11 protein-coding genes are annotated in these 12,879 nt (G+C 58.2%); 6 read left to right on the forward strand and 5 right to left on the reverse strand.

Annotation, left to right across the window (positions count from 1 at the left end; genetic code table 11):
- Nucleotides 1-465: 465 nt before the first annotated feature.
- From IE243_RS18295 to gmtY, 5 genes are read right to left on the reverse strand one after another with little or no spacing between them, the layout of a single operon-like run.
- Nucleotides 466-2,658: an AAA family ATPase gene (locus tag IE243_RS18295; RefSeq protein WP_191320827.1), complete on the reverse strand. Its 2,193-nt coding sequence runs from the start codon at nt 2,656-2,658 to the stop codon at nt 466-468.
- A complete protein-coding gene (locus tag IE243_RS18300; protein WP_191320828.1) occupies nt 2,655-3,077 on the reverse strand; it encodes a VPA1267 family protein in 423 nt (140 codons plus the stop codon). The genes IE243_RS18295 and IE243_RS18300 overlap by 4 nt, the downstream gene beginning before the upstream one ends.
- A complete protein-coding gene (gene gmtX / locus IE243_RS18305) occupies nt 3,070-3,750 on the reverse strand; it encodes a gamma-mobile-trio protein GmtX (protein WP_191320829.1) in 681 nt (226 codons plus the stop codon). The genes IE243_RS18300 and gmtX overlap by 8 nt, the downstream gene beginning before the upstream one ends.
- Nucleotides 3,750-6,395, reverse strand: a complete 2,646-nt coding sequence (gmtZ, locus tag IE243_RS18310) for a gamma-mobile-trio integrase GmtZ (protein ID WP_191320830.1) — start codon at nt 6,393-6,395, stop codon at nt 3,750-3,752. The genes gmtX and gmtZ overlap by 1 nt, the downstream gene beginning before the upstream one ends.
- The gene (gmtY, locus tag IE243_RS18315; RefSeq protein WP_191320831.1) at nt 6,392-7,849 is read right to left on the reverse strand and encodes a gamma-mobile-trio recombinase GmtY; all 1,458 of its coding nucleotides are present in this window, start codon (nt 7,847-7,849) and stop codon (nt 6,392-6,394) included. The genes gmtZ and gmtY overlap by 4 nt, the downstream gene beginning before the upstream one ends.
- 235 nt (nt 7,850-8,084) lie before the next feature.
- On the opposite strand from gmtY, the gene IE243_RS18320 reads away from it, so the two are divergent.
- The 6 genes from IE243_RS18320 to IE243_RS18345 all read left to right on the forward strand — a co-directional run bounded on the left by IE243_RS18320 (nt 8,085) and on the right by IE243_RS18345 (nt 12,658).
- Nucleotides 8,085-8,462, forward strand: coding sequence for a hypothetical protein (locus IE243_RS18320; RefSeq protein WP_191320832.1), 378 nt, complete (start codon nt 8,085-8,087; stop codon nt 8,460-8,462).
- A 153-nt stretch (nt 8,463-8,615) separates the two neighbouring features.
- Nucleotides 8,616-9,005, forward strand: coding sequence for a hypothetical protein (locus IE243_RS18325; protein WP_191320833.1), 390 nt, complete (start codon nt 8,616-8,618; stop codon nt 9,003-9,005).
- A 100-nt stretch (nt 9,006-9,105) separates the two neighbouring features.
- Entirely contained in the window at nt 9,106-9,579 is a 474-nt protein-coding gene (locus IE243_RS18330) for a hypothetical protein (protein WP_191320834.1), read from the forward strand.
- Nucleotides 9,580-9,814: 235 nt separating this feature from the next.
- The gene (locus tag IE243_RS18335) at nt 9,815-10,903 is read left to right on the forward strand and encodes a phosphoadenosine phosphosulfate reductase domain-containing protein (RefSeq protein WP_191320835.1); all 1,089 of its coding nucleotides are present in this window, start codon (nt 9,815-9,817) and stop codon (nt 10,901-10,903) included.
- A 678-nt stretch (nt 10,904-11,581) separates the two neighbouring features.
- Complete coding sequence (locus IE243_RS18340; RefSeq protein WP_191320836.1) at nt 11,582-12,217, forward strand: hypothetical protein; 636 nt, start codon at nt 11,582-11,584, stop codon at nt 12,215-12,217.
- Between the two features lie 111 nt (nt 12,218-12,328).
- On the forward strand, nt 12,329-12,658 hold the full coding sequence (locus IE243_RS18345; RefSeq protein ID WP_191320837.1) for a hypothetical protein: 330 nt from the start codon (nt 12,329-12,331) through the stop codon (nt 12,656-12,658).
- The last annotated feature ends 221 nt before the right edge of the window (nt 12,659-12,879 follow it).

Raw genomic sequence — 12,879 nt, forward strand, 5'->3', positions numbered from 1 at the left:
CGACGGCGAAGCCCCACTGACAAAGGTGGCCGCTGCCGTTGTCTTGCCGCTTCGATGGCTGCGGGCGGCTATCGTTACAATTGTTGATCCATTTGCCTGGGCCCTCAGGATGAGTTCTTAAATGAACCGCTGTTTTCCATGCTGAGCCAGGCGCGAACCCAACTGGCCGACTGGCGGACCGACTGCAACTAAACCCGCCCGCATTCTGCACTGGCGCGACGGACGCCAGCCGCCTTCTCGGTTTCGTTTGCGCAGCGGCGGGATCTGCCGTTGCGCTAGGTCGCAGGCTCCACGGCAGACCCCGCCCCAACCACCCGTTCAAGCCGAGTACTCAGGGGGATGCACTTTAGACAGCACCATTCGTCACAGGTTTGGGCATCTCGGCGACTGTAAACGCCAAGCCCTAAGGGTGTGCTACGCGCAGCATTGATAGCCGCGCCGATGCGGCACTCGGCGCGCAATCCTTCAAGCACGACTCAGCAGGCTTTCAAGATTCGTATTTCGTTGTGCGGCCACAGGGCCTCTACTCAATGCACGCATTATCAGCGACCTATCACCGTGCACACGAAGCCGCTCAGCCGGACGCGTAATGGCCGTGTAGAGCAGCGTCTGGTCAAGCATGTGCGGCACATAACCCGGTAGAAGCAGGACGCAGGCCGGCCACTGCGAGCCCTGTGACTTGTGTATCGTCATGGCGTAGCCGAGATCCAAAGCCTCAAGCAACCTCGCCGTGATCTCGACCAGCCGCCCGTTAAGTTCCAACACTCCGAGCACTCCGCCCCTCGCCTTGGGGTACACGTCAACGATTGTGCCGAGGTCACCATTGCGCATATCGGCGTCGTAGTCATTGGCGGTGACCATCACCTGATCGCCTAGGCGCAGCCTCGCGCCTCGACCGGTGACCCAGGGTATCCAACCGCGCAGATCGTCGCTGTAGTGCAGTTCGGGGCGCCGCTCGGCTGCGTCACGGTGCGATTGGATGAGAGTGTTGAGTGCGTTGACTCCAAGCGGCCCTTTTCGTGTCGGGGTCAAGAGTATGCAGCCTTCTTCGCAGCCGCTTTCTTCCCAGATACGGATAATGGTTTCTGGAGAGCAGTCGGGATCGTATTGACAATCACCGGATACGCTGTTGAGCAGGCCGTGATCGTAGGTATTCGTTCGCACGGCGGTAGCAAGGCGATGAATCCCTGAGTCCTGCCCTTGGCGCTTGACCTGCGACAGCTCGAAGACTGGCAAATTGCCGCGCATGACGGCGTGCAAGACCAAGCCGGCGCCTATCGGCGGAAGCTGTCCCACGTCCCCCACCAGCAGTATCCGCGTCGCATAGGGCAGGATGCCGACCAGACGGTACGCCGTCAGCAAATCAACCATGGACGCCTCATCGACCACAAGCAGGGCATGCTCAGGAAAGTCCGGCCTATTCTCCCCGCGATGGTCAGAAAGCAGCTTTGCGATAGTGGTGGCTGGGCGGCCAGTGCTCTCCGCCATCCGCTGGGCGGCGCGACCGGAGAGTGCGACCTGGAATTTCACCATCCCTTGCGCGATCTGGTCGTAGACCGCCAGGATTGCCAGCAAGATAGTGGTCTTTCCCGTCCCTGCACCTCCTGAGATGACGCCGACTGGTGATTTCACAGTGCCCTTGACCGCCGCGCGCTGTTCTGCGGTCATCGCAAAGGGCAACGTTGCTTCGAAAGCGCGAAGTGCGCTCTCGATAAGCTCGTCCGTTAAATCTCTCTCCCAAGCGGCCAGCATAGCACCTGCACCGGATGGGCGGGCCGCAGACCGATTGAGGAAGCGCGCAACAGCGTGTTCTTGAATCGCTGCACCGAGCCCCTGGTACCCGCGCTCAGTACGGATGAGGACACCGTTATTTAGTGCCGCTTCGATTAGGCCGTCAGTGACAATGTCGATGTCAGCAGCAACGCGCTCGACGCCCTTTAACAGCTCGTCGTCTGAGACGACGGTGGAGCCAGTGCGGGCACATATGGAACTCGCGACATGCTCGGCGATGGCCGCAAGAAGCCGTTCTCTCGGCAGTTCGATTTCAAGTACGTTGATCAGATCAAGGATTTTCGCGAAGGACACACCGAAAGCGGCGAGCAGAAAGGGGTCGTCCTTGAGCCGGCCCAAGGCGCTTTCGCCGTATACGCGTGCGAGACGGTCTGCAAGGCCAAGGGGTAGGCCAGACTCCTGAAGCCAGTTCAGAACGCCGTACAAACCTTCGGGCGGCCACTTCTCGATGAGCGCCTTGGCTCGACGCTCGTTGACGCCAGAAACGGCCATAAGCGCCTGCACGTCGCCGCTACGTACGACGGCATCGATATCAGGATGCGCACGCATCAAGCGGCGAGCTATGACGTCACCCAAGCCGTCGATGTTCTTTGCAATCCACCGAGCCAGAAGCGCGCCCGAGGGGCGCACGTGGCGCGCCCTCTCGACGGTCAGCAACTCGTCATTGACTGTAAAGCCCCTCACTTTGTAGCTGCGCCGTTCAATCTTGCCCTCCACCGACCACACGCTGCCGACGCTCGCCGCTTCCCACAATTGCGTGGAAAACTGAATCGTAAGGATTGCATCGCGGTGTGCGAGCGAGCCGTCTCCAAGCACCTCCCAGGCGGTGCGAATGCCCGATGGGCGGACTTTGGCGATCTGGATCAACACAGCCGGGGTGCTACCCCCGTCTGCTGGATGACGGCGTCCATCGCCGCATACCGTTCCAACTGCTTCCGGAGGAATGTGTTCTCAGCCTTTAGCTTGGCAATTTGATCTTCGAGCCTGCTAATGTCCGAGGCGTGCTGTGCGACACGCTTTTCAGACCGCTCCAGAGCAGCTTCATGTGCCTGCGTGTTTTGCTGATCGCCAGCGAACCACCTCTGTTCTGCGCTGATCAAAGCCGCCTTCACGGCAGGATTCTGATTGATAACTGAGCGGCTGAAATCAAGTTCCGCACACAGCGCGCCTCGGTTTACCTTGCCGCTACGTTGGTACTCGCGATAGTCGCCACACTGATCACGCTCCGAGATCCACCGCTTGACGCGCTTGACATACTCCAGTGCAAGCTCACGGCGACTACTCATCGGAAGCAACCTCTCTCACCAGCTTACGCAGACCTGTCATGAAACCACGGGGAAAAACTTCCCCACCATACTCCGTTTTTACCTGTCCGGCTTGCGTGACCAGCCAGCCTTGGCGCTCGACACACTCATCAGAAGCGGCAAACCGCAGCGCCTTGAACTCATTGTCTGAGACGATTCCTTTGAGCGAAGGGAGAAGCTCGCCTGAGGGCACTGCGCTGACGTCAAACTGCCGGATGGGGCGCTTGTCGATCACGACGTTCGCCTGGTTCTTGAGAATATTGAGCTGGGTTCGGTAGCGGTTGCGCTCGGCGATGATCTGGCCGAACAGCACGCGCAGGGCGGGATCGGGAATGCGCTCAAGCAGTTGATTGTCCTGAGGCACTCGGCGGGATCGACTTTGGAGGCTCAGGGGCTTCTTGGTAGTAGACCCGGCCTTCGCCGCCCATGCCTCGATCAGATTCCGGTAATGCTTGTTAGCGGTCGCCCGGATGGACTGGTAGCCGACACCTCTGTCTTGCGCCGAAACTCGACCGATGGTGGTGATCGAGAAATCGCGTCCGCCGCGCTCGAAATAGCCCCCCAAGGTTTGATTGAGTTTGTCGATCGACTGTTGCGTCTTCGCCGTCTTGCCCTCTTTGAGGCCCTCAAGAATGAGGTCGATGTCGACCTCCATCAGATGACCTCCTCATGTTGGATCAGCCGTTGCTTGATGCTCGCCAAGGCAAGCGGTGCGACTTGCCTCATGTCCTCGATGCCCGCCTCAAGAAGCTCATCGTCTACCAGATACTGCTGGGCCTCAATGTAATTCGCCGCGATCCGATAACCTTGCAGCTTGTCCGTCGGGTGCGCGATCTTGGCCATTTTGCGGACAAGGGCGTTTGCGGCGATCAACTGCGCCCTCTCGTCCATTTCCATCAACAGGGGCTTATACCCTTTCTGCATCATCATGCGGCTGAGTGCGAGCGTGCGTTTGGAGATGGCCGGGGTCTTGCGAAGATCATCCTGCAGATCGGGATGGAGCTCCGCGTCCTCGCAGAGCAACGACAGATGCAGCAGCTCTGAGTTGGTCTCGATCAAACGCATACTTACCTTGAGATCTTGATCAGAGCCAACGGCGACAAGCTTCTGGCCCTCGTCGGTCTCGCCGCGCCGGGTCTCGATATCCATCAAGCGCCGGATCAAGTTGAAGCAGGCGATAAAATCCTTGGCGTGCTCATCTGCCTCCACTATCTGCTTCTCGTAGCGTCGCTGCAGCACTTGAAGCTCATAGTGCCTCGTGAACGGAGCCCCGCGTTCCTCCGCGAAGAACAGCTCGTCGTTTAGCGCTTCCAGCTCGCCCTCGATCTCCATCGCCAAGCTCGCCGCCTGGTGGGCCTTGTAGCTGATCTGGTTGAACTGGCTGTTTAGAGCGGTCAGGTAGCTGGCGTCGGTGATGAACCAGCGACAGCGGATACAGTTCTCCGGCCCGTGAGGCACCGGGGCATAGACGCGGCTATACGCGCTCGCCGCTTCCTTCACTACAGGGCCGCCATTCCAGCAGCCGCCTAGCGTGCTCAGCTCGTCCGAGCGCACGGTATTGCCGCCGACCAAGCACAGCCCCGCCGAACGGTGTTCCCAACCGATAGGGTTGCGGTTGGCGATGGCTGCCTCGACGGATTCCTCGCTGTTGTAGGCGGTGCGAGTCTGGATCTGGGCGAGCTCAGCATCCTTGAGAAAGGTGTGGAGCGAGGCTAGCGCCTTGGCATCAAGCGCCGCGTGCGCCTCCTGCATTTTCTCCGCCATGACGGAGGGGGTGATCTTGTTGTAGTAGATTGTCATCAGCAGGCGCGTGTGGCCTGCCAGAAGCTTGGAGACGACCGGCAGGGGCAGAGCCGTGTCCATGGTGTAGGCAGTTATTAGGGACACCCGGAGGCTGTGAAGTGGGAACAGGGTTTTCGCTTTTGCCCCGTCACGCGTACCTTCCGGGTAGTACTCCACCAGTCTCAGCGCGCTGCCGTCGCTCAGTCGGTGGCCCGACGCCGAGAGGTTGCGCTCCAACTGAAGCAATAGTCGATACCAGGATAGTGTGCAGGGCAAATCGGTAATCGGTTTGGAGCGGTCTTCCGCGCTTTTCGCACTGGCGTCGCGGAACAGGAAGCAATACTCGCCCATGGCCCTCAGTGCTGATTCGCTCTTGATTTGGGTCACATGCTTCCTGCCCAATTCGCTCCCACTCGTTGGTGCAGTGATAGGGTTGTACTTCTCCTGCCAGTTGCGCAACTTCTCCAGCCAGCACAGCAATTCCTCGTGCTGCCAAGGGATCGTGTAACCGCGATCCATTTCACTCTTGTTTCGATCGGCGGTCTTATTGGTCGAGACGTAGAGCGCGGTTGCGTAAGCCTCCGTCATCGAATCGTAGTTGCGGCGGAACACGCCCTTGGCGTAAGGACGCCTCTTGCTGCCATAGACAAAGGGATGGATGTTCGCCACCCAGCGGCCGCCCTCGTAGCGCCAAGTATCGGCTTCACCGGAATCAAGAAAGCGGACTTGGTTGGTGCGCAAAGGCAAATGCAGTTTCACCAAGAGAAACATGGCGACGACCGGCGACCACATCTGGTGGATTCTGATTTTCTTGTTTTTTCTTGCAACCACTTTGGTGCGAAATACGCAGTCGAGGTCATTGTGGTCGATAATCTCTGGCTCCACCTCGAACCAAGCGTAGGGCACATTATCATGCGCCCATGACCAGTCACGGAAATGGCGCTTCGCCCAAGGGGGGCTTTTGTCAAAACCTTCTGGTGTGTCCAGTTGCCCGTGGCCGAGCGGATAAGGGCAGAGCATCTGTCGTAGCTGCTGAATGTAGCGATACGGCAGCGGGTTCCGGACGGTCTCCTGCGTCGAGTCCTCCCTCCTTATCGACTCGAAAGGGTTCAAGACAATGGGTCGCTTTACACCGTAGTCGTCCTCGACGCTGTAATGCTGTTTAATAACATAATCGACGAAAGCAACAATGTGACTTACTCCTTTCGCGAATGAGCTTTGTTCATTTACACCCACAGCCCGCAAAGCATCGACGAACTCTTGGGACGACGATCTGTGTCCGGCATGCCCCTTGAAAAAGGCCGTGACATCCTTGGCGTAGGCGGCATAGCGAATTAGGTAGGTGACGAAGAAATGCCTGAGAGACTTCAGTTTAGTAGCGACGCCAGCGTCCTGAGTCGCCATCCATTCCGCCGCATACTGCTGCCACGGCAACCAGCCTTCACCATGCTCACGGGCAAGCCAAGAGAATGTTAGATCACTGGAGCGGCCGTTGTATCTCTGCCGTGCCACTCTCATGCACCACTCAGTCGCGGCCGGTGGCCAGTGTAAAGCCTCTGTGGATCGATGTCCGCAAAGCCGTGCTCAACCAATGTCTTCCAGTCTGCGTTCCCCACCTTGGCGCCGGTCCCTGCAAGTTGCTCGGAGGCCGCGTTGAGCATGTTCGAAACGTCTTGGTTGCCCGGCAGGGTGTAGACCATTTGCGACTGGAGCGATTTGTGGTGAAGGCATTTTTTGCGGATCAGTGGATCGATGTCCGCCTGGGTCAGACGCCGCCCGTAATTGTGCCGGTGCCCGTGCGGATCAAGCCCCACGGCCTTATTCGGCTCCAAGCCGATTCGGAGTAGGCCGGCCGCATAGTTCTGATTAAAGGCGTTGATCGTATAAGGATTGCCAAACCATTTGCTGTCGAAGCTGATGAACGCGTAGGGGTGATGCGCGTCCGCTGTTGCACGATATTTCAGGTAGGTCTTCCATAGAAACATGAAAACCCGGCCAAAATCGACTGGAAACCACTGCGCAATCAAGTAGCCGTCCCTGTCGTCGACCAGCTTGGCCTTCCAACCCAAGTGCTGCGTCCCCGTCATGTCGCAGCGCGGTATGCGCCCGAACATCTCCTTTAGATACGCCTTGCGGGTTCGCTCGCCCATGCGACTCTTCCAGCCTTCGGGGGCAGCACCTTCGCGCTCGTTGTAGATGCGTACAAGCGCCTGGCTTGGGTCTGCAGGGTTTTCAAAGACATCGGTCACCCATAGAAGCATAGCTTCGCTGATCCTGAGCCCCGCGCCGTGCATCAAAATGAGAATCAGCTTGTCCCGCAGAGCGACGCGGGGATCCTTGGCACCGCCTACGCCTTGAGTGAATAAGGCTTCGAACTTGGCAGTAGGGAAGGAGATCGCATCGTCCTCGGTCTTCGCCAGCAGGGTTCGGCCCTTGATGCTCCGCGCACGTTTGACGGTAGTGCTGATAGACTTGTCTTTGATGTGACCTAGGAAATCGTTCTGATTCCGTCGGAACCATGCCGCGTAGTGGAGGCGTTCTTCATGAGGCGTGGCTTTGTGTAGCGGGTTCAGCGGCTTGGTGCCCCAATTGGTAGCAAGCCAATCCGTAAAGCCAGTTAGTGCGTTAATGCGCTCTCTCACGGTCGCCTCAGAGACAGGCACCCAGTACAGACCAGAAGGGTCCAGGCCCGCCTCCGAAACGGTTCCGCTGTATAGTCGCCTTACGAAGGCTTGGAACAGCTTTTCGGGGTTTTTGAACGCATCAGCGTTGGCTTCCATGTAGTCGAGAAGCATCGCTACAGCCCGGACGATTTTCTCAAGCGTCGACGTGGAGCGCCCATTGGTGTGTAGGATCAGGAGATAATCCGTCAGAGACGAAAACTCTCCCTCCTCTGTCATCAGCAGAGGAATATGGCTTGCCACACCCGTGTTGTCCTCCACGATTTGTGCGACGACTCTGACAGAGGCCACGCCCACCTCCTACACATCCTACATGTTTTATACTGTACCTCTTATTGAAGCGGAGGTCACTAGAAAGCCGCCCGGAGGCGGCTTTCTATCAAAATTACACACTTTCAAGAGCTATATGTAACGGATGGGTTCGAAACCCCAAGAAACAATGCGCCCTGAAGCGCTACGCGCCGGCGCCGTTTCACCACAACCCATGAGGCGATCCAAGATCGCTAGATCCTATGAGGATACGACCATGACCAACGTTTCAACGTCGACCGCCACCAGCACCGCTGCCAGGGTGTACGACACCCCCTTCAAGACACGCGGCCAGTTCATGAAGGAACTCCGTGAGGCCGGCAAATTGCCGCCACGCACGCCAAAGGCCAACGACGCGGCAATCGCCACCGACAAGTCGTCCGATGATAAAAAGGCAGCGCGCAACGCCTTCGCCCGCCGCCGCTACTTTGCCAACAAGGCGAAGGCCGCGAAGGCCGCCGCCGAAAACACTCCAGCCAAGGACTACGACACCCCCTTCAAGACCCGTGGGCAGTGGTTCAAGGAAATGCGCGAGGCTGGCAAACTGCCGCCGCGTCAGCCGAAGGTGGCTGCCGAGCCCGCCCAGCTTGCCTAAGCGTCTCGCTAGTCCGGCAATCCGCCCTGGCGAACCGCCATCACGATGCAACCGCCCCGACTGCCACGCGTAGCTCGGGCATTCGGAGACGCACCACTGCGTCTCCAGCACCCTCGTCACAGACGTCTATCAACGACAAAATTCGGGAGAGAAATGGCGCCATCTGATCAAGCTGCCTTGCCCTCGCACCACAGCCTCCGCTCCAAAGTTCTCGAAGAATTTCGGGCGCATTTCAATGAACCCATCCTCCTTTCGGATCGCGTCGCTCGCCTGATCGGCTTCGGGGAGGATGACCAGGATTTCTACCTGATCTGCGACTATCCCGGCGGAAAGCGGGTTTGGCATACCGCCGTCGGCGGCTACACCTTCCTGAACCGCCTCAAGGGGCAGGGCTTCGTGCTTTCGACCTCAGGCGATGAATGGGATGACCTCTTCCGCCTGGATCAGATGCTCTCCCTCAACGGTGCTCCGAAAGCTGCGACCTTCCTAGAGATGAAACATCCGAGTTCGCCCCACGAAATGGGACCCATGGCAAACACCTGATTGCCACGGGTAATCCAACAATGCGCTCACAGCCATACCGCATTGCCCTCGTTGGTGCGCACCACACCAATAAATCAGGCCCGCCACCGGCAGGCCTCTTTTGAAATTCTACAAAAAAGATTTTTTGAACCCGGAATGGTTCGAAACCCCAAGAAGTAAAGCGCCTGAAGCGATACGCGCCGGCGCGGCTTTAACCAACCATCATCACATGAGGCGGCTCAACGCCGCTCACTTCCCCAAAAAGGAAAGTCCCATGCGTACCACCACCACCAATCTCGACCCGATCGCCATCCTGGGCCTGGAAGCCGTTCCCTTCATGCCGCGTGGCCAGTTCCTCGCCATGCTCCGCCGGACCGGCGAGCTGGCTCCCGAAACGCCCCAACAGCGCAAAGCCCGCCGTGATGCGCGAGCAGAAGCAACGAAGGAACAGCCCGGTCTCAAGCTCGAAGCCAATCCCCGGAAGGTGTACGATACGCCCTACCTGACCCGCGGCCAGTGGTTCAAAATGATGCGCGAGACGGGCCAGCTGCAGCCCAAGCCGCGCGCTCCAAAGGTCGAGACCGTCGCCGCCTGACCCCATCAAGGCCACACTCCAGCGCCTCCCCACTGGCCGCCGCCTCTCCCGGCGGCCATTTTTTTTGGCACCTGCAAAACACCCACGCGCGCGTTCCCCTCGTTCAGCTCCAAACGGATTGTCCCCACATGACCGCCAGCGCCGGCTCCAACAACAACATCAAGGTACGCGCTACACCGCATCAACTACCCCGCCAACCGAAAACCACGTCGGTCAACGGACCAAGGAAACCCTGATGGAAATTCCTCACAACATCTCGCTAACGCCCGAAATCGAGGGCCTAGTTGCGTCAGGTTCTCCAGTCGCAATCGGCGTCTCTGGCGGAAAAGACAGCCAAGCGGCGGCTCTCGCTACATTTTCGTACCTGGACCGCGCCCAACACAGTGGCCCACGCATCCTCATTCACGCGGATCTCGGTTCCGTTGAGTGGAGCGACAGTCTGCGTATCTGCAAGGAGCTTGCGACACATTTCGGGCGCGACCTTGTCGTTGTCCGGCGCAAGGCGGGTGGCCTTATGGAGCGCTGGAAAAGCCGCTGGCTTTCCAGCAAGACCAGGTACGAGAGCCTCAGCACAGTTACCCTGGTGCCCTGCTGGTCCACGCCGGCGATGCGCTTCTGCACCTCAGAACAGAAAACACACGTCATCATGGCCGACCTGAAACGCCGGTTCAAAGGCCAGAAAATCATCAACGTGACCGGCGTCCGCCGCGAAGAAAGCGCCGCCCGCTCCCGAATGCCGCCGACGAGTACCGATACAGCCGGACAAATCATCACCTGGCGTCCAATCATCGACCACACAGTCGATGAGGTGTTCGGCGCCATCCACGATGCCGGCCTGTTACCGCATCCGGCATATCGAGAATTTGGCATGAGCCGTGTTTCCTGCCGTTTCTGCATCATGTCGAACCTTGCGGATCTGCAGGCCGCTGCACTCCAACCTGAGAGCCAAGGTCTGCTTCAAGAAATGGTCGACCTCGAAATTGAAAGCAGCTTCGCATTCCAGGGATCGCGCTGGCTTGGCGATATCGCGCCCGAAAAGCTGTCTTCCTCCACACGGCATCGCCTGAAACAGGCGCAAGAGCGCGCCATCAAACGAAAGTCGGTTGAAGCCACACTCACAAAGGCAATGCTTTTCACCAAAGGTTGGCCCGAGCGAATGCTAACCGACGATGAAGCAGCGCTCCTTTGCAACGCCCGCAACCAAATCTCCAAAATGTATGGCTTCGCGTCTGATCACCTCACTGTTTCAGGTATACAACATCGCTACGCCGAACTGCTGGCCGAAAAGAGCGAGAAAAATCCAAAACAAATGGAATTTTGGTAATTATTCGCTGCCAGCCCCAACTGATGGCCCAGAAGCTCCCCGACTTCTCCGCAATAATAAAATCAGGCCCGCCACCGGCAGGCCTCTTTTGAGATTCTACAAAAAGGATTTTTGAACCCTGAACAATTTGAAACACCCCAAAGAAAGCGCCTGAAGCGCTACGCGCCGACGCGGCTTTAACAAACCATCGTCACATGAGGCAGCGCAATGCCGCTCACTTTCCGAAAAAGGAATGTCCCCATGCGCCCCATCAATACGGCAGAACTCAACGGGCACAAGGCTGAGCGAACAGACCGCGAGGCGCAGTGGATCAACTACACGGTATGGGCAACCCGCACTGAGGCCATATGGCGCGCGAAAATGACACTTACATTCTCCGACAAATGGTCTGCATGGCGTGTGGTCCCGGACGGCATTCTATGGCTCGTCCAACTACGCCCCAACGCCGCCACTACCACCAGCAGAGAGGTATAATCGGCGAAGCCAGGGCGACCGCTCCCCTGTCAGCATGCTGATGGCCCTCGAGGCCACGGCCAAGAGAGAAGCCCGCCCAACAGCGGGCTTTTTTTTTTCGCGCATGCCGGCCCCGAAAATCACCCAATCATGAAGGTTCATTTCTACCCGAACAGCCTGTGAACGATTTAACCGCCAACCCATCGAGCACGAGGAATTTCACCTTTGAGCCACCATCCAATTGAGGTTCCAAGCTGGCCTACCCGAAAGCTCAAGCAGGCCTATCATGTCGGAACGATGAATCCTGCAGACAAGCGCCGCGGGAGCCAAGAGGGCGCAGGCCTATCTATCTCAAAGCACCCAGATGCATGGCGCCAGATTGCTCCAGGCTTCGTAAGCGGCGACGACTGGGTTGTCCGGCCCCAAGAAGCGGCACACTTCCTCGACATCCACAAGCTGAAGCAACCGCACCGCGCTGTCATCGAGACATGGGGTATCGAGAAGGGGCTGACCGAGATGGCCCCGATCTTCGAGCTCACCTACTTCGATGACGAGTTCGAACAGGACTTCACCTGCCTCTTCACCAACGAGCAAGACGCAATTGCGGAATCCGATGAGTGCGGCTGCCAAGTCACGCCTGTCCAAGGCCTTGTTGCCACCGACGCACTCAAAGCTATCAGCCTCAATGACTGCGAACCAGTTATGGTCCACGACATGTTGACGATCGCTTATGCCGAACTTGCGCTTCACCTTACCGGCTGCTGGTGGACGGATCGCTTGGATATCGAACGACTATCCGCGCCCCGCGGCGTCTTTTTCCAGACCCAGATCCACCGCTGGTCGACCGAACGGCGACCATAACGAAATGCGCCTGACGACCATAGCAGTCTCCCCCCAAATCAACGATGCCTTTTACAAAAAAATGATTTGGGCAAAGCCAAATCAGGCAAAACCCCAATCAAGGATGCTGCGATGTCGCTCAACGCCACGATCACCAACGCCCTGGTCATCGCTCCCGCCGCCATCCCGCAGACGCCCACGACCGCCCTGGTTCCTCCTGCACCCGCTCCTCAGTGCATCGAGATGGTTCAGGTCGCAACCTTCACGTTCGACCACCTCGCTGACGCCAGCAAGGTCTACGTCAACACGCCCAAGGGTTACCGCGCCAAGCTGATGGTCGCCGAATGCACCATCCGCACCGAGATTGAGATTGCCGAGACGCTCTCGAACGCCATTCGTTCCGTCGGCATCGAACTGAGCGTCGAGCGCAGTTGGATGCCAGCCGACGAAGCCTGGGCGTAAGCAACTGTTTCCAAAAAACCCGCCGCCCCGACATCCAAGCTAGATTTCCTGACGCCCGCGCCACAAGCGCGGGCTTATTTTTCCGACCATCACAAACCCCTGTGAAAATAGCTCCTCTTTTTCAAACAAATTTTTTGGAACGAAATTTGGGCGAAACCCCAGAAAAAGAGCGCGTTGCGCAGGAGCATACGATGATCACTGACAACATCACCCTCGGCCGC

The sequence above is a fragment of the Camelimonas fluminis genome, assembly GCF_014656355.1.
Classification (GTDB): domain Bacteria; phylum Pseudomonadota; class Alphaproteobacteria; order Rhizobiales; family Beijerinckiaceae; genus Camelimonas; species Camelimonas fluminis.